Below are 24,190 nucleotides of genomic sequence, written 5' to 3' on the forward strand. Positions count from 1 at the left end.
GGCGGGGCGCGGGGTGCGCTTCGTCCCCTTCCATCCTGCACCGCCCGGTCCTCGCGATGCCATGCTCCGGCCCGACATCAGGGAGATCTCCGGGTCGTCTCCTCCCGAAGTGCCGGTGGCCGCCCACCGTCCGATTCGGTACCCGGGGTGCGGCCTGGAAGACTGGTGCGCATGAGCGACTCCTCCCCCGCACGCACCGAAGCCCCCGTCCTCGACGTCTGGTGCGAACTCCAGTGTCCCGACTGCCGCAGCGCCCTGGACGACCTCCGCGCCCTGCGCGCCCGTTACGGCGACCGGCTGGAGCTGCGGCTGCGGCACTTCCCGCTGGAGAAGCACAAGCACGCCTTCGCCGCCGCCCAGGCCGCCGAGGAGGCGACGGAGCAGGGGCAGGGCTGGGCCTACGTCGAGGCGGTGCTCGGCCGGGTCGCGGAGCTGGACCGCAAGGGGGAACCCTTCCTGGTCGACGTCGCCCGTGAACTGGGGCTGGACGCCGAGGAGTTCGACACCGCGCTGATCGACGGGCGGCACATCCTGATCGTCGACGCCGACCAGGCCGAGGGCAAGGCGATCGGTGTCACCGGTACGCCGACCTACGTCATCGGCGGCGAGCGCCTCGACGGCGGCAAGAGCCAGGAGGGGCTGCGCGAGCGCATCGAGGAGATCGTGGACCGGCTGCTGGCCGGTCCTCAGGCCTGACCGCAGGGCTGACCGGACACGGGTGGACTTCGCTACAGAAGGTCCTTGTACAGGGAGTGCCGCGTCGTCTCGTAGCCGAGCGACTCGTACAGCCGCTCGGCCGGGGTGTTGCCCGCGAAGACGTTGAGGCCGAGGACGCGGCGGCCGGCGGCGATCGCCTGCCGCTCCGCCAGCAGCATGAGCGTACGGCCGTGGCCTCGGCCGCGGTGGGCTTCGTCGGCCTCCACGTCGAAGACGAAGGCCTTGCCGTCCTGCAGGGACACCCACAGCGTGCCCACCCGCTCGCCCTCGTGCTCGAGCACGCTGAACAGCATGTCCTCGGTGGCGAGCCCGTGCGGCAGCAGGGTCTCGTGATCGTGGCGCGACTTGGCGTACGCCTCGGCCTCGGGCACGCCCCGCTCGATCCAGACGCGCGCGTAGGCCTCCGATTCGCACGCGAGCCACGCCTCGAACTCGGCCGCGCCCATGGGGTGCCCGAGACTGCCGGCGGGCAGTTCGGGCGGTACCTCGCCGAGCGGCTTCTCCATGCCGCGGTTGCGGTGGGCGTAGCCGAGCGCCTCGAAGAGCCGCAGCGCGTGCCCGGCGTCCCCGGCGACGCCTGTCTCGATCTGCCGGCAGCCCCAGCTCCGCGCCACCTCCTCGGCGGCGAGCACGGCCACCGTGCCCCGGCCGCGACGGCGGTCCGGCTCGTCGATGCGCACGTCCAGGATCCGGGCCATCCGGTCGCCGAAGGCGGCTGAGGTCCCGAGATGCATCGAGCCGACCGGGCGGCTGTTCACGCACACCTGGTAGCGGCGGGAACGCGTCCCGTCGGCGTTGTGCTGGAGCGGCTCGGTCGGCCGCAGAGTCGTCGTCATCACGGGTGTTCTACCCGCTCCGGTGCCCCGGGGCAGCTGATTTTCCGGCTTCTGTCAGGGGTCCAGGTCCTCCCCGGCCCGGTCCTCGAAGATCCGCATGGCCTTCGCGGTGACCGGGCCCGGTGCGCCGGACAGTTCCCGGTCGTCGATGCGGTGCACGGCCTGGACGTCCCTGAGGGTGGACGTGAGGAAGACCTCCTCGGCCCGTTCCAGCACGTCCAGCGGCAGCTCGGTCTCCTTGGCGCCGGTCCACTCGACGGCGAGGGCGCGGGTGATGCCCGGCAGACAGCCGGAGGCGACCGGCGGGGTGTGGATCTCGCCGTCCAGGACCACGAAGACGTTCGACCCGGTGCCCTCGCAGAGCTGTCCGACCGTGTTGCCGAACAGCGCCTCGGAGGCACCGTGTTGGTGGGCTCGGGCGAGGGCGACGACGTTCTCGGCGTACGAGGTGGTCTTCAGGCCGGTGAGGGCGCCGCGCTCGTTGCGGGTCCAGGGAACGGTGATCACGGCGGTGGAGTCGGGGCGGCGTGCGGTCTCGCCGAGCGCCACCACCAGGGTCGGGCCGTGCTCGCCGCGGTCGGACCCGAGGGGGCCGTGGCCGCCGGTGTAGGTGATGCGCAGCCGGCCCAGCGGCATCGGGTTGGCCTCCAGGACGGCCGCGCAGGCGCGGCGGACCTCGGCGTGGTCGGGGTCGGGCAGGCCCAGGCCGCGGGCCGACCGGGTCAGCCGGTCGAGGTGGCGGGTGAGCGCGAAGGGCTGCCCGTCCACCGCCTTCACCGTCTCGAAGATGCCGTCGCCGACGGTCAGCCCGTGGTCGAAGACGGAGACCCGGGCCGACTCCGGGTCCTGCAGCGCGCCGTCCAGCCAGATCCTCATGACAGAGCCCCTCCGCTCACCTCGTACGTCCCCGACGCTACCGCGAGCAGCCGGGACGCCTTCAGCTCGGTCTCGCGCCACTCACCTTCGGGATCGGATCCCCAGGTGATGCCGGCGCCGGTGCCGAAGCGGAGCATCGCCGCGCCCTCGCAGGACCGGTCGATCCAGAACGTCCGGATGCCCACCGCCAGCTCGCCGACGCCCCGGTCGGCGTCGACCCAGCCGATGCCGCCGCAGTACGGGCCACGGGGTGCCGTCTCCAGCGCCGCGATGATCCGCAGCGCGCTCGACTTGGGCGCGCCGGTGACCGAGCCGGGCGGGAAGGCCGCGGCGAGCAGGGCGGGCCAGCCGGCGCCGTCGCGCAGCTCGCCGCGGACTGTGGAGACCAGGTGGACCAGGCCGGGGTGCTTCTCCACCGCGCACAGGTCGGGGACGGTGACGCTGCCGGTGGCGCAGACACGACCGATGTCGTTGCGGACCAGGTCCACGATCATCACGTTCTCGGCGTAGTCCTTCTCCAGGAGGTCCGCCTCGGTCCGTCCGGTGCCCTTGATGGGTCCCGACTCGACGGTACGGCCGTCCCGGCGCAGGAACAGCTCGGGCGAGGCGGTCGCGATCTCCACGCCGTGCTCCGGCAGCCGGATCGTGCCCGCGTACGGCGCCGGGTTGCCGCGGGCCAGCAGGGCGGTCAGGGCGTCCACGTCGGCGTCGGGCGCGACGGGCGCGCCGAGCACCCGGCAGAGGTTGGCCTGGTAGACCTCGCCGGCCGCGATGTGCTCGCGGATGCGGCCGACGGCCGCGGTGTAGGCGGCCCGGTCCAGGGAGGTGGACCAGTCCCCCACCGCCGGGCCGTGCCAGCCGCCGGGGACCGGGGCGGGCACCGGCTCCTCCCGTACGTGCGCGAAGCGGGCGCAGGTCAGCCGGCCCTCGAAGTCGGCGCAGACGGCCCAGAACCCGGTGGAGTCCAGGGCGGCGGGATCGTCGGTGACGTCGAGGAGGCCGGTGGCCAGACGGGCGCCGAAGCGGGCGAGAGGAGGGAGGCCGGAAGGGAGGTCGAGCACGTGGTCGAGTCTAGGGCGGGTGGCCGAAAGGTGGCCCGGGCATGTCCCCCTCGTGGGCGCTGACCACGTGCTCCGTGGAGTGCACCGCAGCACGCTGCGCAAACGCGTTTTTGTACTGGCCCGGGAATCCGCTAGAGTTCAACACGTCGCCGGGACGCGAGAGCGGACCGAAACGACAAGCGGACGTAGCTCAGTTGGTAGAGCGCAACCTTGCCAAGGTTGAGGTCGCGAGTTCGAGCCTCGTCGTCCGCTCGAAGGAAGAAGGGGTCTTCCCGATCCCCTACACTCCTGGTGGAGTGGCCGAGAGGCGAGGCAACGGCCTGCAAAGCCGTCTACACGGGTTCAAATCCCGTCTCCACCTCCAAGGACGATTAGCTCAGCGGGAGAGCGCTTCCCTGACACGGAAGAGGTCACTGGTTCAATCCCAGTATCGTCCACTGGATCTTCTCGAAGATCCGAACCCGCGCGATTAGCTCAGCGGGAGAGCGCTTCCCTGACACGGAAGAGGTCACTGGTTCAATCCCAGTATCGCGCACCGACTGTGACTTTCACGTCACAGCCTGCGGACGATTAGCTCAGCGGGAGAGCGCTTCCCTGACACGGAAGAGGTCACTGGTTCAATCCCAGTATCGTCCACACACCAGGAAGCCCCCGGTCTCGCGACCGGGGGCTTCTTCGTGCGCTCAGCTGGAGAACAGCATGTGCGCCCAGCTCTTCTGGTGGCCGTGGTGACCGCCGTGGTGACCGCCGTGGTGGCTGTGGTGACCGCCGTGCGGGGCGCCCCAGGCCGGCGCGGGCGGGGCCGGGTACGCCTGCGGCGCGGCCGGCGGGACGGGCTTGGCCCACTGGGCCTCCAGCTGGGTCAGGGCCTCCAGCTCGCCGTAGTCGAGGAAGATGCCGCGACAGCCGCTGCACTGCTCGATCTGGACGCCATTGCGGTTGTAGGTGTGCATCGGCGCATGGCACTTCGGACACTGCATGGTCGGCTCAACTCCTCGCCGGTTGGTGCTGCTTCGTGTTTCCCCAGGACAGACTCCGTCCGGCCCCGGTCGGTTGCACCCTACGCCCGGAATCCCCGAGTCAACTGGTGGGGGATGGAACTCATTCGCGCACAGGCGTCCACCAGGGCCTGTTCCACCTCGTCCAGCGGGCGGTCGGCCGTGAGCGCCTTGGTGAGCGCGCGGGCCGCGGTCTGCACGGTCAGGGCGCGGGCCGGGACGTCCAGGGCGGGCCAGGGGTCGCCTTCGGCGGGTACGGCGGGGCCGCGGGCCTCGCGGTAGGCGGTCAGGAAGCGGGTCCACTCGTCGGGCGGGAGAAGCCCGCAGGCGTACCAGGAGGCGGGGCGGGCGAGATCCCAGGCCGGGACGCCGACGCCGAGGTCGTCCACGTCTATCAGCAGCCAGGGGCCGTCGGGTGCGGGGCTGCGGACCAGCTGGCCGAGGTGCAGGTCACCGTGGCAGAGGGCCGGGGTGCCGGGCATGGGGGCCTCGGCGCGGGCCCAGGCGGGGAGCGCGTGCCAGGCCCGCAGGACGGGGGGTGCGGCGGCATGGGGCGCGGTGCTCACGGCCGCACGCAGGCGCTCGACGGCGAGGGCGGCCCTGGCGGGGCCGCGCATCGGGGGCACGGGGGTGGGAGGGACCGTCCGGTGCAGCCGGGCGAGGAGGGTGGCCGCGGCTTCCCAGGGGGCGGCGGCCGGGTCGTCCGGGTCCACGGGGGCGCCGTACGGCCAGAAGGTCACCAGGCGGTTGTGGAGAGTGGCCGGGGTGTTGGCGAGCGGGGCGAGGAGGACGTCCGGGAGCCGGGCCGCCGCGGCGAGACGCAGGGTCAGCCCGGCGGGGTCGGTGTCCGGGGCGTGGGCCTTCGCCACGGTGTCGGCGTGGCGGACGACCGTGGCGTCGGGGCGGTCGGCGAGGGGGGTGGTGCCGCACGCGCAGGTGGCGCCGCCGGCCCGGGGGTGGGCGGTGGCGCTGAGTTCTGCGGTGAGAGCGGCGAGCAGGTTCACGGAAGCCTCGGTGAGTGGGGTGTCCGGGGTGAGCGTACGCGGGGCGCGGGGCGTGCGGTGGTGCTCGGCGCCACGGCCGGGCGGGGGTGGGCCTCGCCGGGTACGGCGACCGCCGCTCCCCAGGGGCGCGGGGAACTGCGCGATCGGCCCCCACCGGCCCGCAGACGGAACGGACGGAGGTCCGGAACGGCGCAATGCCGGCGCAGCTCCCCAGCTGCGCCGGCATTTGTGCCGTCCGCCGTACCCCCGTCCCCACGGGGTTTCATGGATCGATGTCCCCGCCCGGACCGCTCTTCCGGGCCTGGGGTCGCCGCTCAGCGCCCCAGCATCGCACCCACGGACGACGCCTGTGTGGCCACTGTCTCTCAGCCGTCGAAGACGAGGAGGAGCAGTGCCGCCAGGGGAAGGGCCATGAGCGTCGCCACCAGCGGGTGGCGACGACCCGTCCGGCGAGGGGCGAACGTCGTGCGTCGCGGTGCCGGGTGGGCCATGGTCCCTCTCCTGACCGTCTCTGTTGTCGTTGACAGCGGCGGGTGCCTGACCTCGGGGGACGAGTGCTGCACCCGCCGCTTGACCTCAAATCTAGGCGTGCGGCCCCCGACGGGCGTCATGCCTTCGTACCGAATCGCGGGCCTCCCGGAGGATGAGCCACGACCTGTGGAGTACTCCCCTGGGTGGAGACGGGGTCCCAGGTCTCGGGGTCATCCCGGAGGGGTCGCCCACCGTGTCCGGTCATTTCCGGACCATCCGACGGGTGCGGCGAGTGACTTCGATCACTTCGGGTGGGGTGTGGGGGTGTGATGCGTGCGCGCGGTGGCCGGTTCGGGGCGGCAGGCTGGAAGGAGGGCACGGTGTTCCTTCCGTGGGCGCCTCTCCTCGTCCATGGTCGCTCCGGCCGGGGCCAACCTCCCTGCCGCGTCCGTATGTTGAAGTCACGGGTGTCCCAAGGGCACCGCAGGGAGCGGCTAACTGACCGTGTTTCACCTCGTGCTCCCGTCGCGCACAATCCGTCCGTCCCGGAGGGCGCGGCCTCTGCGCGCAGGCGGCTGTGGAAACGTAAGCTGTGCCACGTCACAGGGACCGGGCAGCGGGGATGAACATGGCGATGATGCGCCTGAGGCGCGAGGACCCGCGCGTCGTCGGCTCGTTCAGGCTTCACCGACGGCTCGGCGCGGGCGGAATGGGCGTGGTCTACCTCGGCTCCGACAAGAAGGGGCAGCGGGTCGCGCTGAAGGTGATCCGGCCCGATCTGGCGGAGGACCAGGAGTTCCGCTCGCGGTTCGCCCGTGAGGTCTCGGCGGCCCGGCGCATCAGGGGAGGCTGCACCGCACGGCTGGTGGCGGCGGACCTGGAGGCCGACCGGCCGTGGTTCGCGACGCAGTACGTGCCCGGCCCCTCCCTGCACGACAAGGTCGCCGACGAGGGCCCGCTCGGCGCGGCCGAGGCGGCGGCGGTCGGCGCGGCCCTGTCCGAGGGACTCGTCGCCGTGCACGAGGCCGGGGTCGTCCACCGGGACCTGAAGCCCTCCAACATCCTGCTGTCCCCCAAGGGGCCGCGGATCATCGACTTCGGCATCGCGTGGGCCACCGGCGCCTCCACGCTCACCCACGTCGGCACCGCCGTCGGCTCCCCCGGCTTCCTCGCTCCCGAGCAGGTGCGCGGCGCGGCCGTCACCCCGGCCACGGACGTCTTCTCCCTCGGCGCGACCCTGGCCTACGCATCGACCGGCGACTCCCCCTTCGGGCAGGGCAGTTCCGAGGTGATGCTGTACCGCGTGGTGCACGAGGAGCCGCAGCTGTACGGCGTTCCGGACGCCCTCGCGCCGCTGGTGCGGGCCTGTCTGGCCAAGGATCCCGAGGACCGGCCCAGCACCCTCCAACTGTCGCTGCGGCTCAAGGAGATCGCCGCCCGTGAGGCGCAGGGCCTGGCCGACGCACGGCCGCCCGCGCCGCGGGCCGCCGAGGCGGACCGGCCCACCGGACGGCTCGTGGACACCTACCCCGAGCCGCAGCGCGCCCAGCGGCGCACCGCCCCCGGCACCCCGGTGCCGCGCGGCGGCACGCCCGCCCGGGGCGGCACCCCCTCGCGGGGCGGCAGCGCCTCACGTGCCGGGGGCGTCGCCTCCCGGCCCGGCACGGCCCGGCCCACCCCGGCGCCCCGCTCCGGCGGCACACGCTCGGGCAGCGGGAGCCGGCCCGCTCCGCGCAGCGGCACCGGGCGTCCGGTGCCGCGCGCGACGGGAACCGGCCGACGCCCGGCCAATCCCCGGCTGCTGCGCCAGCGGCTGTTCGTGTTCGTGGTCGTGACGCTGCTGGTGGCCCTCGGTATCGCGGTGGCGCAGGGCTGTCAGGGCCCGGCCCGCGGGCTCGGCGACGACGGTGGCGACGGCCGGCGGCAGCGGCACGTACAGCCGGGCTTCACGCCGCCGGACGGCGGGAAGCTGATGTCGCAGCGGTACGACTCGACCTTCGAGTCCGGGTCCGGCTCGGAGAACTGAGCTTTCCGGACCGGCTCAGGACGCGGGCCGTCCCGAGGCCACCGCGTAGAAGGCCACCGCGGCGGCCGCGCCCACGTTGAGGGAGTCGACCCCGTGGGACATGGGGATGCGCACCCATTCGTCGGCGGCGACCAGGGCCTGCGTGGACAGGCCGTCACCCTCGGCGCCGAGCATCAGCGCGACCCGGTCCATCCGGTGCGGGGCGGCCTCGTCCAGGCTTCTGGCCTTCTCGTCCGGAGTGAGCGCGAGGAGCGTGAAGCCCGCCTCGCGCACCGACTCCAGACCCTTGGGCCAGGTCTCCAGGCGGGCGTACGGCACGGAGAACACCGCACCCATGGAGACCTTGACGCTGCGGCGGTACAGCGGGTCGGCGCAGTCGGGCGACAGCAGCACCGCGTCCATGCCGAGGGCTGCCGCCGAGCGGAAGATCGCGCCGATGTTGGTGTGGTCGTTGACCGACTCCATGACCACCACCCTGCGGGCGGAGCGGAGCAGTTCCGCCGCCGTCGGCAGCGGCTTGCGCTGCATGGAGGCGAGGGCGCCGCGGTGCACGTGGTAGCCGGTGACCTGCTCGGCCAGTTCCGGGGTGACCGCGTACACGGGGGCCGGGAGTTCGTCGATGACGTCGCGCATGACGTCGATCCACTTGGCCGAGAGCAGCATGGAGCGCATCTCGTAGCCGGCTTCCTTGGCCCTTCGGATGACCTTCTCGCCCTCGGCGATGAACAGGCCCTCGGCCGGCTCGCGCTTGCGGCGCAGTTCGACGTCGGTCAGGCCCGTGTAGTCGCGCAGGCGCGGGTCGTCGGGATCCTCAACGGTGATGAGATCGGCCACAGGGTGATACTGCCTTGTCCTGGGTGTGCTGCCAACGGCTGGGAACGGGTTGCGTTACCCCGGGTTACGCGGGATCAAGCCACCGGCTCCGGGCCGACGTTCACGACCTCGCCGATGACGATGACCGCCGGGGGTTTCACGTCCTCGGCACGTACGGTCTCGGCGACCGTGGCGAGGGTCGCGTCCACACGGCGCTGGGCGGCCGTCGTGCCCTCCTGGACGAGGGCGACCGGGGTGTCGGGCGACCTGCCGTGCGCGACGAGCGTCTCGGCGATCTTCCCGATCTTGTCGACGCCCATCAGGATCACGAGCGTACCGGTCAGCCTGGCCAGCGCCGGCCAGTCGACGAGGGAGCGCTCGTCGTCGGGGGCGACATGACCGCTGACCACGGTGAACTCATGGGCGACACCGCGGTGGGTGACCGGGATGCCGGCCGCGCCGGGGACGGAGATCGAGCTGGAGATGCCCGGCACGACCGTGCAGGGGATGCCGACCTCGGCGAGCGCCTGGACCTCCTCCATGCCGCGGCCGAAGACGAACGGGTCGCCGCCCTTGAGCCGAACCACGGACTTGCCCTGCTTGGCGTGCTCGATCAGCGCGTTGTTGATGGCCTCCTGGGCCATGTACCGGCCGTACGGGATCTTCGCGGCGTCGATGACCTCGACGTGCGGCGGGAGTTCGGCGAGCAGGTCGCGCGGGCCGAGCCGGTCCGCGATGACGACGTCGGCCTCGGCGAGCAGACGGCGGCCGCGGACGGTGATGAGGTCCGGGTCGCCGGGACCGCCGCCGACCAGGGCCACGCCGGGTGTACGGGTGCGGTGGTGCGGGGCGACGAGGGTGCCGTCGCGCAGGCCCTCGACGACCGCGTCGCGGATGGCGGCGGTGTGCCGGGGGTCGCGGCCCCTGGCGTCCGTGGTGAGGACGGCGACGGTGACACCCTCGCTGTGGCCGGTCGCCGGTGTCCAGGCCGTCGCCTGGTCGGCGTCGTCGGAGCGGACGCACCAGACGCGGTGGCGCTCCGCCTCGGCGGAGGCCCGGGCGTTGGCCTCGGGGTCGCTGGTGGCGATGAGGGCGTACCAGGCGGCCGCGAGGTCGCCGTCCGCGTAGGGGCGCCGCTCCCAGGTGATCTCGCCCGCGTCCGCCATCGCCTCCACGGAGGGGGTCGCCCCGGGGGACACCAGGATGATGTCCGCGCCTGCCGCGATCAGTGCGGGGAGGCGGCGCTGGGCGACCTGGCCGCCGCCGAGGACGACCACTCGACGGCCGGAGAGGCGGAGGCCTACGGGGTAGGCGGGGTGTTCGGCCATGAGGGGCGGCTCCTCTTGCTGCTGTGCAGTGCGAGGCCTCTGCGGCTTTGCGGTGGCCCTGACGTGCGGATTTTACGTTGGCTGCAGGAAAGGCGGGTCGGCTGTCCGGTGGCTGGGCAAGGTGGCCGGGCGCGGCCGCGTGGTCCGTGCCCGCCCGCCGGAACGACTGCGCACGGACCACGCCTGACCGGCCGTCGGCCAAAAGCCGCCCCTACTTCTCGGTGACCCCTGCCGAATCGAAGGTCGCCACCTCGTGCATCGCCCTGGCCGTGCTCTGCACCAGCGGGAGGGCCAGGAGGGCACCCGTGCCCTCGCCGAGGCGGAGGTCGAGGTCGACCAGGGGCCGCAGGCCCAGCTTGTTGAGGGCCGCGACATGGCCGGGCTCGGCGCTGCGGTGGCCGGCGATGCAGGCCGCGAGCACCTCGGGGGCGATCGCGCGGGCGACCAGAGCCGCGGCGCCGGCGCTGACGCCGTCCAGGATCACCGGGGTACGCAGGGAGGCTCCGCCCAGGAGCAGGCCGACCAGCGCCGCGTGTTCGAAGCCGCCGATCGCCGCGAGGACGCCGATCGGGTCGGCCGGGTCCGGCTGGTGGACTTCGAGCGCACGGCGGACGACCTCGGTCTTGCGGGCCAGGGTCTCGTCGTTGATGCCCGTGCCCCGGCCGGTGACCTCCGCCGGGTCGGCGCCCGTGAAGACGGAGATGAGCGCGGCGGACGCGGTCGTGTTGGCGATGCCCATCTCACCGGTGAGCAGCGCCTTGTTGCCCGCCGCCACCAGGTCGCGGGCGGTCTCGATGCCCACCTCGATGGCCGCCTTGGCCTCCTCGCGGCTCATCGCGGGGCCGGTGGTCATGTCGGACGTGCCGCCGCGGATCTTGCGGGGCAGCAGACCGGGCGTGGCCGGCAGGTCGGCGGCGACACCGACGTCCACGACGCAGACCTCGGCGCCGACCTGGTTGGCGAAGGCGTTGCAGACCGCTCCCCCGCCCAGGAAGTTGGCCACCATCTGGGCGGTGACCTCCTGCGGCCAGGGGGTGACGCCCTGGGCGTGGACCCCGTGGTCGCCGGCGAAGATGGCGACGGCTGCGGGCTCCGGGATCGGCGGCGGGCACTGCCGGGACAGGCCCGACAGCTGCGCGGAGATGATCTCCAGCATGCCGAGCGCGCCGGCCGGCTTGGTCATGCGCTTCTGGCGCTCCCAGGCCTCGCCGAGCGCCTTGGCGTCCAGCGGGCGGATCTGCGCGACGGTCTCGGCAAGCAGGTCGTGGGGTTCCTCTCCGGGCAGGGCGCGGCGGCCGTACGTCTCTTCGTGCACCACCCAGGACAGCGGGCGCCGCTTGGACCAGCCGGCCTGCATCAGCTCGGGCTCGTCCGGGAACTCGTCGACGTACCCGACGCACAGGTAGGCGATGACCTCCAGGTGCTCGGGCAGGCCGAGGGCTCGGACCATCTCGCGCTCGTCGAAGAAGCTGACCCAGCCGACGCCGAGGCCTTCGGCGCGCGCGGCGAGCCAGAGGTTCTCGACCGCGAGAGCGGCGGAGTAGGGCGCCATCTGCGGCTGGGTGTGCCGGCCGAGGGTGTGGCGGCCGCCGCGGGTCGGGTCCGCGGTGACGACGATGTTCACCGGGGTGTCGAGGATGGCCTCGATCTTCAGTTCCTTGAACTGCTTGGCCCGGCCCTTGGGCAGCGACTTGGCGTACGCCTCGCGCTGGCGCATGGCCAGTTCGTGCATGGTGCGGCGGGTGTCGGCGGACCGGATGACGACGAAGTCCCAGGGCTGCGAGTGGCCCACGGAGGGCGCCGTGTGGGCGGCCTCCAGGACGCGCAGCAGCACCTCGTGCGGGATCGGGTCGCTGCGGAAGCCGTTGCGGATGTCGCGCCGCTCGCGCATCACCTTCAGGACGGCCTCGCGCTCGGCGTCGTCGTAGGCCGGAGCGGCCGGTCCGGAGGACTGTCCTGCCTCTTCCACTGCGGCCGTGCTCTCTTCCTGGTCGGCGGCCCTGGTCTCCAGGTCCTCCGCGTGCTGTACGACGTCGGGGGCGTGTTCGTCGGCCGCCGCGTCCGGTCCGGCAGCGGGCTCGGCCTCGCGCGGAGCGGGGACCGTGGCGACGGGCTCCTGCTGCTCCTGGGTGGGCAGGACGAGGGGCTGCGGCGGGGTCGGCGCCAGGTGCGGGGTGGTCGGCACCTGGCCCTCGACGGGCACGAACTGCCCGAGCGGCTGCTCGGGGTGCGCCTGGAGCGGGACGCCGGAGGGCAGCGGCCCGGTGGTGCCGGCGGGTGCCGACGGCGCGGCCGCCGCGGCCGGGTCCGGCTCGGTGGCCGGTGCGACCGGTGTCGGGGCCCCGGTCTCCGGCGTCACCGGAGCGGCCTCGGCCTCGAGCGCCACCGGAGCGGCCTCGACCGGCTGGAGCTGCGGGCCGGCGGGTGCGGCGATGCCGGTGTCCGGGGCCGACGCCACCGCGGCCTGCCCGGCGGCGTCCGGCGCCTGGGGCTGCGGCTGCTGCGGGGCGGCCGCGGCATCGCCGTCCTGCGGGACGGGACCCGCGAGCTGCGGGCCCTGGGCCTGCAGGAGGGCGGGCCCGGACACCTCGGGCGTGGCCTGCGGAAGCAGCACCTGCGCGACGTCCTGCGCCGGGGCGAGGGGTTCCGGGGACTCTGCCGGTCCGGCTGCGTGCGCCGGCTCCGGCGCCGGCTCGGCGGCGGCCACGGGCTCGGGCGCCTGCCCCTGCTCGACGGCGGGCGGGACCTGGGCGACAGCGGGGGCGGCGGAGTCGGGGACAGCGGCCGGCGGGGTCTCGACGGGTCCGGCGGCGGACGGGCCGGGCTGGGCCGGAGCGACCGGGACGGCGTCGGTGACGACCGGGGCCGCTTCGCTGACGACCGGGGCCGCTTCGGTGACGCTCTGGGCGACAGCGGTGTCCGCCGCCTCGGCCACGCCCTGCGCCGGAGCGGCGGCGACAGCCTCGGCCGGTGCATCCGCAGCCGAGGGCACCTCTGCCTGCACGGTGTCGACGAAGGGTGCGGTCTCGACCGGCTGAACCGCCTCGGCAACGGGTGCGGCCTCGACGGGCTGAACGGCCTCGGCAAGGGGTGCGCCCTCGACCGGCTGAGCGGCCTCGACGACAGGTGCGGCCTTGGCCTGCAGGACGGGCTCCGGCTGCAGGACGGGCTCCGGCTGCAGGACGGGCTCGGACTCCTGGAGGGGTTCGGACACCTGGACGGGCTCCGCCGCGTCCGCCACCGGCGTGGCCTCCGCGACCGGCGCGGCCTCGGGTGCCTGGACCGGTACGGCCTCGGCCTGCGCCGGCTGAACCGGAGCACCCTGCTCCAGCACGTCGGCCGCAGGGGGCACCGGGCCGCTCTCCACGGTATGGACCGCCTCGGCGACCTCGGCCTCGGCCGCGGGGACGACCCCACCGGCAGCGGCGTCGGAAGCGGCGGCGACCTCGGGGCCCTGGCCCAGGTCCAGATCCCCCTGGGGGACGTACACACCGTCGTGACCGTGCACCGGCTGCACCCCGTCATGACCGTGCACGGCCTGCGGCTGGACCGCCTCGCCGGGCAGCTGCGCGGCCGCCTGCGTGGCAAGGCGGGTCATCGTGGCCTGGGCGGCGTCGGGTACATCGGCGACGGCCTCGGGGACCGCGAAGGGACCGACCGTTTCGGCGGCCGGGGCCTCCGTGCCGACCTGGGCCACGGCGACCGGCGCGGCGCCCCAGGGGGCCGCGTTCTGCGGGGCCATGTCGCCCAGCGGCTGGGCGTCGAGGTACTCGGGTCCGGGCGTGGCCGGTCCCGGCTGCCGTACCGGCGCTCCGGCGGGCCCGCGGTCGGCGAGGGAGCGGACCGGGCTGGCGGTGGCGTCGGGGATCGGCGGACCGAGATGCAGGGGCCGGCGCGCCTGCTGCGGCGCGGCGGCCGCGTCGTGCGGGGCCGAGAGGATGGGCGACGGCGGCACGGACGCCGGCGCCGGATTCGGCAGCCGGACGCCGCTGAGGTCGACGGAACCGCTGTCCCGGCCGGCCGTCTCGTGCGGGCCCGGCTGGTGGACGGTCTCGACGACCGGTTCCGGGGCGGGGGGATGCACTTCGTTGCCCCACGCGCCCTGGGCTCCCGGCAGCAGCAGGTCTTCGTCCTCGGCGGGTGCCTCGGAGAGGTAGGTGTACGCGCCGTGCGCGGGGGCGCCCGGCTGTTCCACCATGCCTGCGCTCTCCGGCTGCCCCTCGCCCGGGACCTGGCCGGTGTCGGTCATGCGTACCCCTCGCCCATCGGTTAGTGCTTCTACGACCAGCTCACCCGGAACGGCGCACCGACCGCCCCGTAGTGAAGAACGAGCGTGTGTGCCCAGCGGCACGAACGACCCGCCCAAAAAAGGCGACAAAGCCATTCAGTGGCATTGTCCCGGCCGTTCAGCCGTCGCGACAGCATGATCCGCGACAGCCCGCTGTGGACTGCGCCACGTTGCGCGTCCTCGGGTTCTGCCGTACCACACCCACCCCAAAGCGGGCACGTTTTCCGGACATTGGCGAACGAAGTTCCGGGCCACCGATGCGGTACAACGATCGGCCAGCCTACCGCGCGCAGTACGACAACAGGATCACGGGGCGCGATCCGGCAGGCCCGCCCGTCGCCCGACCACCACCCCTCAACGAGGCGCTTCGCGCCGCAGCAATTCCCCGGTGAGCAGGAACGCAACGTTCCGCTCAGTCTCCGTCCAGGCCCTGGTGTCGAGTTCGACGGACTGCAGCAGGGCGCACTCGACCCGGTATCCGTGTTCGCTCAGGCCGCGGCCGACGAGTTCGGCCTCGTCGCGGGTCGCGGCGTGGGTCACGATGCGCTGCGGGCGGCGGTCGGCGACCGCGGAGACCACGGCCGCTCCCCCGCCGCCGACCCGTACGACGTCCGGTTCGGGCAGGTTTTCGAGGACATGGGGTGCGGTGCCCTGCACCACCTGGAGCTGGACGCCGAAGCGGCGGGCGGCCGCGTCGGTCCGGGCGCAGGCGTCGGACAGCCGGTCGACGGCGATGACGGCGGCTCCGGCGCGCGCCGCCTCGGTGGCGAAGGCTCCGCTGCCGCAGCCGATGTCCCAGACGAGGTCGCCGACCCGGGGACCGAGACGGGCGAGTTGGGCGGCCCTGAGCAGCTGGGTCTCCCCTTCGCCGAGGCCGCCGCCGTACCCCCCGTACTCCTCGTCCGGCTGCACCCAGCCGCGGGGTCCGATGCCGGGGTCGCGCCCGGCGATCCAGCCGCCGCCCTCGGCGGCTCCGGCCGGGCCGCCGATGACGATGACGACGTTCGGGTCGCGCCAGGTGTGGTCGGGGGCGTTGTCGGAGGTGACGACGGAGACCCGCTCGCGTTCGGTGCCCAGCTCCTCGCAGATGACGAAGGTCCGGTGGATCCCGTCCATGAGCAGCCCCAGCTCGGCGGGGCCTGCGCCCGGCGAGGTGAGGACGGCGACCTTGGTGTGGGCACGGCAGACGTTCACGGCACGGCGCAGGGTGCGCCGGTGGGCGACGACCACCTGGGCGTCGTCCCAGGGCATGCCGGCGCGGGCGAAGGCGGCGGCCACCGAGGAGACGGCGGGGACGACCTCGACCTCCAGGCCGAACTCCGGTGCACGCAGGGCCCGTACGACGCCGAAGAAGCCGGGGTCGCCGTCGGCGAGCACGACCGCGGTGCCACGGTGGGCGGCGATGCGGCGGGAGGCCAGCGCGAGGCTGCCGAGGCGGATGCGCTCGGCACTGGGCGGGACCTCGGGGAGCGCGAGGTGGTGTGCCGCTCCGGCCACGAGCGTGGCGGCGCCGAGGGCGGCCCGTGCCGTGGCGGTCAGCGGCGAGCCGTCCCAGCCGATCACCGTGACCCGGTCGGCCATCGTCGTCAGTCTCCAGGTTTTCGCAGCTCGTCAGGGGTACGGGCCCGTCGGGCGGGCTCCGTGAGGGTACCTGGTGAAGGTAGCGGACGCGCGATGCGGCGAGGCCGTGCGCGGATCCGGGTGCGCCTCGCCGGGGTCAGTTCCAGTCGGCGTACGAGGTGAAGTCGCCGCTGTCGGCGAGCTGCCCGTCGGCGCCTTCGATGTCCTCCGGGAGGAGGCTCCAGACGATGAAGTCCGTGCGCAGGTCGGTCCAGGTTCCGTCCTCGGCACGGACGTGGACTATGCAGGCGTTGCGCAGCACACCCTCGCTGATGCAGCCGATCTTCTGCGCGACCTGCTGGGAGGCCGTGTTGTCGGCGGCGGTACGGATCTCGATGCGCTCGAACTTCTGGTCGCCGAAGAGCCACTGGGCCGTGGCGAGGGCGGCCTCGGAGGCGTAGCCCTCGCCGCGGGCCCAGGGGGCGACGATGTACGAAAGCTCGGTGGAGCGGATGTGCCAGTTGGTCTTGCCCAGTTGGACGATGCCGACGAGGCGCTGGGTGAGGAACTCGGTGACGGCGAGATCCAGGCCGCGACCGGCGGTGCGCTCGGCGGGCGCGTACTCGGTGATCCAGTGCCGGGCGTCGTCCTGGGTGAACGGCTGGGGGACGTCGGTCCAGGCACCGATGTGCTCGTCGTTCATCATCTCGGCCAGGGCGGGCACGTCGTCCTCGTCGAGGGGACGCAGCACCAACCGCTCCGTGCTGATGGAGATGTTGGGGAAGGTGCTAGTCATGCGCCGCTCCGTAACCTTCGGAAAATCCTTGAGAGAGCATCAGGACCGCCAGGGCCCCGCTGAACTGCCCAGCATGCAGCATGAAACCACTGAACGGCACGAGGGGGCCCACCCCGGGTGAGGGAGTGGACCCCGTGCGTGGCGATACGCCGTATACGTGCCGCCGGACGAGCCGTCAGGTTCAGAAGGACGGGATGACCGAGCCCTGGTACTTGTCCTCGATGAACTTCTTGACCTCGGGCGAGGTGAGGAGCTTGGCGAGCTTCTTCACCCGCGGGTCCTTCTCGTTGCCCTTCTTGACCGCGAGGAAGTTGCCGTACGGGTTGTTCTTCGCGGACTCCAGCACGAGGGCGTCCTTCGCCGGCTTGAGACCCGAGGAGATCGCGTAGTTGCCGTTGACCACGGCGGCGTCCACGTCGTCCAGGGAGCGCGGGGTCTGGGCCGCCTCGACCTCCTTGAACTTGAGGTTCTTGGGGTTCTTGGCGATGTCCTGCGGGGTGGCCTCGGTGCCGACGCCGTCCTTGAGCGTGATGAGGCCCTTGGCGGCGAGCAGCTTCAGCGCGCGGGCCTCGTTGACGGAGTCGTTCGGGACGGCGACGGTCGCACCGCTCTTGAGGGCGTCGGCGCTCTTCACCTTGTGGGAGTAGAGGCCGAGCGGCTCCAGGTGCACCGTGACGACGGGCACGATGTGGGTGCCCCGCTTCTTGTTGAAGTCGTCCAGGTACGGCTGGTTCTGGAAGTAGTTGGCCCCGACCGAGCCGTCCTCGGTCGCCGTGTTCGGCGTGATGTAGTCGGTGAACTCCTTGACCTCGAGGTCGAGGCCCGCCTTCTTCGCCAGGTTCTCCTTGACGAAGTTCAGGATCTCGGCGTGCGGGGTCGGGCTCGCGGCGACGACCAGCGGGCCGCTGTAGTCGGAGGAGCCGGCGGAGTCGTTGCCGGAGCCGCAGGCGGTGAGTCCGAAGGTGAGGGCTCCGGCGGCGAGGACGGCGGTGGTGAGCTTGGCGGTGTTACGCACGAAAAGTGCCTTTCCTTAAGGGTGGTGCGACCCCGTGATGGGTGTACGGGGAGTCTTTGGGGGTCTCAGGCGACCTTGGTGATGTCGGCGGCCTCGGTCGCCTCGGCCTTCAGCAGGCGCAGCTTGGGAGCCGGGCCGGAGCGGGCGCCGCGGTGGTGCAGGGAGCGGGCCGCGTAGTCGCCGGCGAACTGGATGAGGGAGATGGCCACGGCGAGGATCGCGACGGTGATCCACATCAGCTCGGTCTCGAAGCGCTGGTAGCCGTAGCGGACGGCCAGGTCGCCGAGACCGCCGCCGCCGACCGTGCCGGCCATGGCGGAGTAGCCGATCAGGGCGATGACCGTCGTGGTCGTGCTGGCGATCAGCGAGGGCAGGGCCTCGGGGACGAGGACCTTGCGGACGATCGTCCAGGAGTTGCCGCCCATGGCCTGTACGGCCTCGACGAGACCGTTGTCCACTTCGCGGACAGCCGTCTCGACCAGGCGGGCGAAGAACGGGATGCCGCCGATGGCGAGCGGCACGACGGCGGCGGTGGTGCCGATCGTCGTCCCGGTGACCCAGCGGGTGAAGCTCATCAGGGCGACCATCAGGATGATGAACGGCATCGACCGGCCGACATTCACGACCTGGCCGATCGCCTTGTTGGCGACGACGTTCTGCAGCAGGCCGCCCCGGTCGGTCAGGACGAGGAGGATGCCGAGCGGAAGGCCGGCGGCGACGGCGATCAGGGTGGACCAGGCCACCATGGTGAACGTCTCGCTACACGCCTGGGACAGCAGCGGCTGCATCTCGGACCAGGTCACTTGGCACCTTCCTTCACCAGCACGGGCGCCTGGGCCGTGTGGTCGACGACGTCGATCTGCAGGCCCAGCTCGCGCAGGAAGCCGACGGGCACCACGTTGTCCTCGTAGCGGCCGGGCAGTTCGATGCGCATGCGGCCGATCTGGAGACCGCCGACGGTGTCGATGGCGGCGCCGAGGATCGAGATGTCGATGTTGTAGGTGCGCGCGAGCTGGGAGATGACCGGCTGGGTGGCGGCCTCGCCGTGGAAGGTGACGTCGAGGACGGTCCGGTCGGCGCCCGTGGCCTCGCCGCCCACCGGGAACAGGGCGGAGGCCAGCTCGGAGCCGGGGGTGGCCAGCAGTTCGCTGACCGTGCCGGACTCCACGATCCTGCCCTTGTCCATGAGGGCGGCGGAGTCGCAGACGGACTTCACGACGTCCATCTCGTGGGTGATGAGCAGGACGGTCAGGCCCAGCTGCCGGTTCAGGTCGCGCAGCAGCTGGAGGATGGAGCGGGTGGTCTCCGGGTCGAGGGCGCTGGTGGCCTCGTCGGAGAGCAGCACCTTGGGGTCGCCGGCCAGGGCGCGGGCGATGCCGACGCGCTGCTTCTGGCCGCCGGAGAGCTGGGCGGGGTAGGCCTTGGCCTTGTCGGCGAGGCCGACCAGGTCGAGGAGTTCGAGCGCCTTGCGGGAACGCTCCTTGCCCGACTTGCCGAGGATCTCCAGCGGCAGCTCGACGTTGTCCTGCACGGTCCGCGAGGAGAGCAGGTTGAAGTGCTGGAAGACCATGCCGATGTGGCTGCGCGCCCGGCGCAGCTCCTTGCCGGCGCGGGGGCCCCGGCCGGCGAGCGCGGTGAGGTCCTGTCCGGCGACGCTCACCGTCCCGGATGTCGGACGCTCGAGCAGGTTGACGCAGCGGATGAGCGAGGACTTTCCGGCGCCGGACTGGCCGATGACGCCGTAGACCTCGCCTTCGCGGACGTGGAGATCGACGCCGTCGAGGGCGGTGACCTCACGGCCGCGGGAGCGGTAGACCTTGGTCAGGCCCGATGTGGTGATCACAGGGGTTTCCGTCACTGTCGAGTGCCCGGGCGTGGGTGTGCCCGGACACGGGTGCAGTTGCAGTCGTTCACGGACGCGGCACGGTTCTCGCCGAGGCGGTGAACCGGGGAGAACGTCGTGTGCGCGATGGGGGTCCCCCCACGCCGTTCAGGCAGTGGGGGAGGCTTCAGTCACGCAGGCCGGGGATCCGGCGTGGGACAGGCCACGGCTCTCGCTTCGGGGCGCGAGGCTCAGGTGGTGCGGGGGCCCTCTAGAAAGCGCACATTCGGCGCGAACACATACAACGAGCACCGGGCGTCAGGGTCGCCTCGGTCGCAAGGGTGCGGCAGCTCGTCGTGGTCATGCGATCAGTAAACCAGACCTACGGTGCTGACCGGCCGCCGCTGTCCGCATGCTGGACAGCGGCGGACAGTTCTCAGTCGCGAACGGAGATCTCCACTCCGGCATCGGTGACCAGTGCGGACAAGGCCGACAGGTCCCTCACCACCAGGTCGGCGTCCAGCTCCTCGGCCCGGTGGGTTGTGGCCAACGCCACGGTGGTCATGCCGGCCGCGCGGCCCGCCTGGAGTCCGGCGGGTGCGTCCTCGAAGACGACGCAGCGGGCCGGGTCCACGCCGAGCTGCCGGGCGGCGAGCAGACAGGGCTCGGGGTCGGGCTTGCCGCGGGTGATGTCGTCGGCGGCGACGAGCGTCTTGGGCAAGATGCCGACGGCGTCGAGGCGGGCCTCGGCGAGCCGCCGGGTGGCGGAGGTGACGACGGCCCAGCGGTCGGCGGGGAGCGAGTCGAGGAAGTCCCGGGTACCCGGCAGGAGCTGCACGCCTCCGTCGGGCACGTCCTCCACCTCCAGCTGTTCGACCCGGGCGACCGCCTCCGGCACGAGGCGGGCGGGCAGCAGATCGGCGACTATCTCGGCCGCGGGCCGCCCGTGCAGCGCGACGCGCCGGAACTCCTCGGCGGTGATGCCGTACTCCTGCGCCGTGGGGGTCCCCCCGCGCCCTTTAGGCGTGGGGGAGGGTCCAGCAGCGCTCGACGGAGTCGAGGGAGGAGACGAGAGTGCCGTCGTTGTCGAACAGGAGGGCGTGCGCGTGGAACATCATGGTCTAGACCCTACGGCGTACGACGGGGTCGGCGACGTCGGGCCATTTCGGCCGTAATAAGGTCACCGCATGCTCAACGCCCTGACGCTGGTGACCGGAGTCGCCGCGCTGCTGCTCGCCGCCTGGTGCGGCTGGGCCGCCCACCGGGACCAGCCGACCAAGGACTGGCACTTCATCGGCATGGCCGTGGTGTCGCTGCTGGCCGTGATCCAGCTGGTGGCCGGGATCGTGCTGCTGGCCCGGGGCGAGAAGCCGGAGCAGGGGACGGCCATCTTCGTGGCGTATCTGCTGGGCGCGTTCGCCTGCGTGCCGGCGGCGGGCTTCATGTCCCTGGCCGAGCGGACGCGCTGGGGCTCGGTGACGGTGGCGGCCGGCGGTGTGGTGCTGGCCGTGCTCGAGGTACGGCTCTACGACATCTGGGGAGGCTGAGATGACGGCGCTCGAGGAGAAGCCGACCCGGTTGATCAGCGGGCCGGGGATGCTGCTCGTCTGGTTCTACGGCGTGATGGTGGTCGGCGCGGTCTCGCGCTCGGCGTACCAGATCGCGACGGACTTCCAGCGGGCACCGCTCGCCTACTCGTTGTCGGCGGTGGCCGGTGTCGTGTACGGCTTCATCACGTACACGCTGGTCCGTGGCGGCGAAACGGCCCGCAGGGCGGCGCGAGTCTGCTGCGCGGCCGAGCTGGTGGGAGTGCTGGTCGTCGGTACGTGGACGCTCGTGGAGCCCTCGGCGTTTCCCGACGCGACCGTGTGGTCGGACTATGGGATGGGCTACATCTTCATCCCCGTGCTGTTGCCGTTGTCCGCGCTGTACTGGCTGCGGAAGGTGCAGGCGCAGCAGCGGGCTGCCGCCTGAGAAGTGCGGGCGCCCGCGGGCCGTTCGCGGCCGGTCGCACCCACGCGGCGGAGCCGCATGTCAATACGGCCCCGCGCCTCCTTGGGCGCTCCTCACGCCGTAGTTGCGTAGGCACCCGCCTGCTTCTCCAGGACGATCAGCTCCACGCCGTCCGCACCCTTCGACCGGCCCACCGCCTGGTACCCGACCCGGCGGTACAGGCGGAGGTTGCCCTCGCTCCGATGGCCGGTGAAGAGGCGGAACTTGGTGGCACCCCGCTCCCCCTCCAGCGCCGCTTCGGCCGCGCGCAGCAGACGCGCACCGATGCCGTGGCCCTGGAGACGCGGGTGGACACAGAGCTTGCCGATGGCGGCGGCGCCGTCCTCGGTCACCTTGCCGCGCACCGCGCCGACCACCTCGTCGCCGAGGCGGGCCACGAAGACGCAGTCGGCGACGACCTCCTGACGGACCGAGTCGAGACTCTGGACGAGCGGGTCGATGCGGTAGTTGCCGTACAGCGCCGCCTCGCTCTGGAAGCACAGGTACTGGAGCCTGAAGATCTGCTCCGAATCCTGCTCGGTCGCCACCGAGATGGTCACGCTCATGCCCATGTGCGCATGCCTCCCGCTCACCTGATCGCCTGTCGTTCCTCACTCCTATCCCCGCGCTTCACGGGCCGCAACCTCCGGCGTGAGCAATCGGCGCAGACATCCCAGACATCTGGAACGTTCCGGTCCGAGACTGCCTTGTGAGATACCCAACTCCCCCGCGATCTCCCGGTATGTCAGGTCCCTCGGGGAGAGCAGCGCCTCGATGAGCCGGGGGCAGCGGCCGGGCAGCCGGCGGGCCGCGTCGCGCAGGGCGCGGTACCGGGCGGCCGTGAGTGCCAGCTGTTCGGGGTCGGGGCGGGCGTCGTCGGCCGGCTCGATGCCGTAAGGACGTTCGATGCGGGTGGTACGACGGCTGCGCCGGGCCTCGGCACGGACGGCCTTGCGCAGCCAGCCCTGCGGGTCGGTCGGCGGCCCGGTGGTCTCCAGAAGCTCCAGGAGGCGGAGCCAGACGGCCTGCTCCAGATCGCCCGGTTCACCTCCGCAGGCATATGCCTCGGCGGAGGCCTCGGCAGCGAGCAGCGGGCGCAGGGTGACCACCAAGTCGTGCGTCATATGCGGAACGACGCGCCGCCCCGGCGGCAGGTTTCCGGGACGGCGCGGAGTCACCCCTAAAGGGGTGCGGTACGGCCTCGGTGTTGACGAGGGCGGCTCCGGTCAGCCGGCCAGGAAGTCGGCGCGGGCCAGCACACCGGTGTCGGCGTTGTCGGTGAAGACGCCGTCGATGCCGGTGGCGAAGTACGTCCCGAAGGCTCCGAAGACATCGCCGTAGGCGTCCGCGGCGCTGCCCTTGCGGTACTCGGCCGGGAGGAAGGGGTTCTCGTTGCGCATGGTGTAGGGGTGCAGGACGAGCCCCACCTTGTGCGCGTCGGAGACCAGCGTGGTCGGCTGGGCCAGGGTGCCGTCGGCGTTCTTCGGGATGATCAGGTCCAGCGTCGGGCCGATGCCCTGCGCGTAGCCGGCGAGCTCCCGCAGACCCTTGGGCGTGATCAGGTCGGCGACCGTGCGCGGGTCGCCCGCCTCGACGAAGTCGTAGGGGCGGCTGGTGGCCGAGGAGAGCAGCACGACGAGCGGGTTGTCCACCAGCTGGTTCAGCTTCTGGATGCTGCTCGGCTCGAAGGACTGCAGGATGACCGGCGAGTTCCGGCTGTCCTTGCCGTACTTGCGCAGCAGCTTCGCCACCCGCTCCTCCAGGCCCAGGCCCAGCTTGCGGAAGTAGGTGGGGTGCTTGGTCTCGGGGTAGATCCAGACCTGCTTGCCGCGCTTGCGGGTCTGCTCGTCCTGCCACTTCAGGACCTCTTCGAACGTGGGGATCTCCCAGCGCCCGTTGTAGAGGGTGTTGTGCGGGCGGTTGGCCGGGATGCGCTCGACCGCGCGCAGGGTCTTCAGCTCGGCGAGGGTGAAGTCCTCCGTGAACCAGCCGGTGGTGGGGACGCCGTCCAGGACCTTGGTGGTCTTGCGGTCGGCGAACTCGGGATGCGAGGCGACGTCCGTGGTGCCGCCGATCTCCGGCTCGTGCCGGCAGACGAGGTGACCGTCCTTGGTGGGCACCAGGTCACCCGCCTCGACGACGTCGGCGCCGAGATCGAGGGCCAGGTTGTACGAGCCGAAGGTGTGCTCGGGGCGGTAGCCGCTGGCACCCCGGTGGCCGATGATCGTCGGCACCGGCAGGCTCTTCAGCCCGCGCCCGCCATACCCTGCCGTCCGGGCGTCGGCCGCCCGGGCGGTTCCGGGCAGTCCGAAGACCGCTCCGCCCGCGCCGAGCACCGCTGCGCCGAGGAGCGCCCGCCGTCCCGTGCCCTGCGTCTGCTCGTTCGTCCGGTCGCTGTCCATGAGCGCCCTCCCGCTGTCCTGCCTCTTCGATGCGCGCCGATCGTAGGGGCGTACACATGACCGACGGGAGACCTCGGTTCGAACACGCGGGTGACGCCGTCTGTCGTGTGTGAGGCGAGACATGACGGTCCGTCGGCTTCGGCCGCAGGCATTCGGCGCGACCTCCGTCACACTGCCGGCGTACG

Annotated in this window: 21 protein-coding genes, 5 tRNA genes and 1 pseudogene; 9 read left to right on the forward strand and 18 right to left on the reverse strand. The window is 72.5% G+C overall.

All coding sequences use genetic code 11. The annotated features are described in order from the left end of the window. The first annotated feature begins 171 nt into the window (after positions 1-171). Entirely contained in the window at positions 172-696 is a 525-nt protein-coding gene (locus AC07DS_RS10030; protein WP_479143983.1) for a DsbA family protein, read from the forward strand. Between the two features lie 32 nt (positions 697-728). Here AC07DS_RS10030 and AC07DS_RS10035 read toward each other — a convergent pair whose 3' ends face one another. From AC07DS_RS10035 to AC07DS_RS10045, 3 genes are read right to left on the reverse strand one after another with little or no spacing between them, the layout of a single operon-like run. Then, complete coding sequence (locus AC07DS_RS10035; RefSeq protein WP_479143984.1) at positions 729-1,553, reverse strand: GNAT family N-acetyltransferase; 825 nt, start codon at positions 1,551-1,553, stop codon at positions 729-731. 54 nt (positions 1,554-1,607) lie between these two features. Beyond that, positions 1,608-2,429: an aminotransferase class IV gene (locus tag AC07DS_RS10040; protein ID WP_479143985.1), complete on the reverse strand. Its 822-nt coding sequence runs from the start codon at positions 2,427-2,429 to the stop codon at positions 1,608-1,610. Continuing rightward, entirely contained in the window at positions 2,426-3,490 is a 1,065-nt protein-coding gene (locus AC07DS_RS10045; protein ID WP_479143986.1) for a chorismate-binding protein, read from the reverse strand. The genes AC07DS_RS10040 and AC07DS_RS10045 overlap by 4 nt, the downstream gene beginning before the upstream one ends. A gap of 179 nt (positions 3,491-3,669) precedes the next feature. Between AC07DS_RS10045 and AC07DS_RS10050 the strand changes: the two genes are divergently transcribed. From AC07DS_RS10050 to AC07DS_RS10070, 5 genes are all read left to right on the forward strand, one after another. Further along, positions 3,670-3,742: transfer RNA gene (locus AC07DS_RS10050), tRNA-Gly, on the forward strand. Positions 3,743-3,780: 38 nt separating this feature from the next. Next, positions 3,781-3,854: transfer RNA gene (locus AC07DS_RS10055), tRNA-Cys, on the forward strand. 1 nt (position 3,855) lies between these two features. Beyond that, positions 3,856-3,927 (forward strand) — tRNA-Val (locus AC07DS_RS10060). 26 nt (positions 3,928-3,953) lie between these two features. Continuing rightward, positions 3,954-4,025 (forward strand) — tRNA-Val (locus AC07DS_RS10065). A gap of 29 nt (positions 4,026-4,054) precedes the next feature. Next, positions 4,055-4,126, forward strand: a tRNA-Val gene (locus AC07DS_RS10070). Between the two features lie 47 nt (positions 4,127-4,173). Here the strand turns inward: AC07DS_RS10070 and AC07DS_RS10075 are convergent. The 3 genes from AC07DS_RS10075 to AC07DS_RS10085 form a co-directional block, all read right to left on the reverse strand. Beyond that, positions 4,174-4,470, reverse strand: coding sequence for a TFIIB-type zinc ribbon-containing protein (locus AC07DS_RS10075; RefSeq protein WP_479143987.1), 297 nt, complete (start codon positions 4,468-4,470; stop codon positions 4,174-4,176). Positions 4,471-4,550: 80 nt separating this feature from the next. Beyond that, on the reverse strand, positions 4,551-5,486 hold the full coding sequence (locus AC07DS_RS10080; RefSeq protein WP_479144229.1) for a phosphotransferase family protein: 936 nt from the start codon (positions 5,484-5,486) through the stop codon (positions 4,551-4,553). Between the two features lie 371 nt (positions 5,487-5,857). After that, positions 5,858-5,983: a hypothetical protein gene (locus tag AC07DS_RS10085; protein ID WP_479143988.1), complete on the reverse strand. Its 126-nt coding sequence runs from the start codon at positions 5,981-5,983 to the stop codon at positions 5,858-5,860. Between the two features lie 602 nt (positions 5,984-6,585). Here AC07DS_RS10085 and AC07DS_RS10090 point away from each other — a divergent pair. After that, complete coding sequence (locus AC07DS_RS10090; RefSeq protein WP_479143989.1) at positions 6,586-7,989, forward strand: serine/threonine-protein kinase; 1,404 nt, start codon at positions 6,586-6,588, stop codon at positions 7,987-7,989. Positions 7,990-8,004: 15 nt separating this feature from the next. Here AC07DS_RS10090 and AC07DS_RS10095 read toward each other — a convergent pair whose 3' ends face one another. The 9 genes and pseudogenes from AC07DS_RS10095 to AC07DS_RS10135 all read right to left on the reverse strand — a co-directional run bounded on the left by AC07DS_RS10095 (position 8,005) and on the right by AC07DS_RS10135 (position 20,729). Then, entirely contained in the window at positions 8,005-8,823 is an 819-nt protein-coding gene (locus AC07DS_RS10095) for a TrmH family RNA methyltransferase (protein WP_145881221.1), read from the reverse strand. A 74-nt stretch (positions 8,824-8,897) separates the two neighbouring features. Beyond that, positions 8,898-10,130 (reverse strand): uroporphyrinogen-III C-methyltransferase, encoded by a 1,233-nt coding sequence (gene cobA / locus AC07DS_RS10100; RefSeq protein WP_479143990.1) that lies wholly within the window; start codon positions 10,128-10,130, stop codon positions 8,898-8,900. Between the two features lie 211 nt (positions 10,131-10,341). Further along, positions 10,342-14,379, reverse strand: a complete 4,038-nt coding sequence (gene cobT / locus AC07DS_RS10105; protein WP_479143991.1) for a nicotinate-nucleotide--dimethylbenzimidazole phosphoribosyltransferase — start codon at positions 14,377-14,379, stop codon at positions 10,342-10,344. Positions 14,380-14,772: 393 nt separating this feature from the next. Beyond that, positions 14,773-15,999, reverse strand: coding sequence for a precorrin-6y C5,15-methyltransferase (decarboxylating) subunit CbiE (gene cbiE / locus AC07DS_RS10110; RefSeq protein WP_479143992.1), 1,227 nt, complete (start codon positions 15,997-15,999; stop codon positions 14,773-14,775). A gap of 136 nt (positions 16,000-16,135) precedes the next feature. Next, entirely contained in the window at positions 16,136-16,774 is a 639-nt protein-coding gene (locus tag AC07DS_RS10115) for a GNAT family N-acetyltransferase (RefSeq protein WP_479143993.1), read from the reverse strand. Positions 16,775-16,955: 181 nt separating this feature from the next. Continuing rightward, positions 16,956-17,789: a MetQ/NlpA family ABC transporter substrate-binding protein gene (locus AC07DS_RS10120; RefSeq protein WP_479143994.1), complete on the reverse strand. Its 834-nt coding sequence runs from the start codon at positions 17,787-17,789 to the stop codon at positions 16,956-16,958. 65 nt (positions 17,790-17,854) lie between these two features. Then, positions 17,855-18,592, reverse strand: a complete 738-nt coding sequence (locus tag AC07DS_RS10125) for a methionine ABC transporter permease (protein ID WP_479143995.1) — start codon at positions 18,590-18,592, stop codon at positions 17,855-17,857. Next, a complete protein-coding gene (locus tag AC07DS_RS10130) occupies positions 18,589-19,632 on the reverse strand; it encodes a methionine ABC transporter ATP-binding protein (protein WP_479143996.1) in 1,044 nt (347 codons plus the stop codon). Before AC07DS_RS10130 ends, AC07DS_RS10125 begins: the two co-directional genes overlap by 4 nt. Positions 19,633-20,047: 415 nt before the next feature. After that, a pseudogene (locus AC07DS_RS10135) lies at positions 20,048-20,729 on the reverse strand (HAD family hydrolase). A 69-nt stretch (positions 20,730-20,798) separates the two neighbouring features. Between AC07DS_RS10135 and AC07DS_RS10140 the strand changes: the two are divergent. Beyond that, the gene (locus AC07DS_RS10140) at positions 20,799-21,158 is read left to right on the forward strand and encodes a hypothetical protein (RefSeq protein WP_479143997.1); all 360 of its coding nucleotides are present in this window, start codon (positions 20,799-20,801) and stop codon (positions 21,156-21,158) included. Between the two features lies 1 nt (position 21,159). Continuing rightward, positions 21,160-21,585: a hypothetical protein gene (locus AC07DS_RS10145; RefSeq protein ID WP_336110842.1), complete on the forward strand. Its 426-nt coding sequence runs from the start codon at positions 21,160-21,162 to the stop codon at positions 21,583-21,585. Between the two features lie 92 nt (positions 21,586-21,677). Here the strand turns inward: AC07DS_RS10145 and AC07DS_RS10150 are convergent, their stop codons facing one another. The 3 genes from AC07DS_RS10150 to AC07DS_RS10160 form a co-directional block, all read right to left on the reverse strand. Next, the gene (locus AC07DS_RS10150; RefSeq protein WP_479143998.1) at positions 21,678-22,175 is read right to left on the reverse strand and encodes a GNAT family N-acetyltransferase; all 498 of its coding nucleotides are present in this window, start codon (positions 22,173-22,175) and stop codon (positions 21,678-21,680) included. Between the two features lie 45 nt (positions 22,176-22,220). Further along, on the reverse strand, positions 22,221-22,727 hold the full coding sequence (locus AC07DS_RS10155) for a sigma-70 family RNA polymerase sigma factor (RefSeq protein WP_479143999.1): 507 nt from the start codon (positions 22,725-22,727) through the stop codon (positions 22,221-22,223). Positions 22,728-22,829: 102 nt separating this feature from the next. Next, positions 22,830-24,005 (reverse strand): glycerophosphodiester phosphodiesterase, encoded by a 1,176-nt coding sequence (locus AC07DS_RS10160; RefSeq protein ID WP_479144000.1) that lies wholly within the window; start codon positions 24,003-24,005, stop codon positions 22,830-22,832. Positions 24,006-24,190 lie beyond the last annotated feature (185 nt).

This window comes from Streptomyces sp. NPDC044064, assembly GCF_056434245.1.

What these genes read in the sequence shown, in the direction of transcription:
- AC07DS_RS10030 (WP_479143983.1), top strand. Translation starts at nt 172, where the DNA reads ATGAGCGACTCCTCCCCCGCACGCACCGAAGCCCCCGTCCTCGACGTC.
- AC07DS_RS10035 (WP_479143984.1), bottom strand. Translation starts at nt 1,553, where the DNA reads ATGACGACGACTCTGCGGCCGACCGAGCCGCTCCAGCACAACGCCGAC.
- AC07DS_RS10040 (WP_479143985.1), bottom strand. Translation starts at nt 2,429, where the DNA reads ATGAGGATCTGGCTGGACGGCGCGCTGCAGGACCCGGAGTCGGCCCGG.
- AC07DS_RS10075 (WP_479143987.1), bottom strand. Translation starts at nt 4,470, where the DNA reads ATGCAGTGTCCGAAGTGCCATGCGCCGATGCACACCTACAACCGCAAT.
- AC07DS_RS10085 (WP_479143988.1), bottom strand. Translation starts at nt 5,983, where the DNA reads ATGGCCCACCCGGCACCGCGACGCACGACGTTCGCCCCTCGCCGGACG.
- AC07DS_RS10090 (WP_479143989.1), top strand. Translation starts at nt 6,586, where the DNA reads ATGAACATGGCGATGATGCGCCTGAGGCGCGAGGACCCGCGCGTCGTC.
- cobA (WP_479143990.1), bottom strand. Translation starts at nt 10,130, where the DNA reads ATGGCCGAACACCCCGCCTACCCCGTAGGCCTCCGCCTCTCCGGCCGT.
- cobT (WP_479143991.1), bottom strand. Translation starts at nt 14,379, where the DNA reads ATGACCGACACCGGCCAGGTCCCGGGCGAGGGGCAGCCGGAGAGCGCA.
- cbiE (WP_479143992.1), bottom strand. Translation starts at nt 15,999, where the DNA reads ATGGCCGACCGGGTCACGGTGATCGGCTGGGACGGCTCGCCGCTGACC.
- AC07DS_RS10115 (WP_479143993.1), bottom strand. Translation starts at nt 16,774, where the DNA reads ATGACTAGCACCTTCCCCAACATCTCCATCAGCACGGAGCGGTTGGTG.
- AC07DS_RS10140 (WP_479143997.1), top strand. Translation starts at nt 20,799, where the DNA reads ATGCTCAACGCCCTGACGCTGGTGACCGGAGTCGCCGCGCTGCTGCTC.
- AC07DS_RS10145 (WP_336110842.1), top strand. Translation starts at nt 21,160, where the DNA reads ATGACGGCGCTCGAGGAGAAGCCGACCCGGTTGATCAGCGGGCCGGGG.
- AC07DS_RS10150 (WP_479143998.1), bottom strand. Translation starts at nt 22,175, where the DNA reads ATGGGCATGAGCGTGACCATCTCGGTGGCGACCGAGCAGGATTCGGAG.
- AC07DS_RS10155 (WP_479143999.1), bottom strand. Translation starts at nt 22,727, where the DNA reads ATGACGCACGACTTGGTGGTCACCCTGCGCCCGCTGCTCGCTGCCGAG.
- AC07DS_RS10160 (WP_479144000.1), bottom strand. Translation starts at nt 24,005, where the DNA reads ATGGACAGCGACCGGACGAACGAGCAGACGCAGGGCACGGGACGGCGG.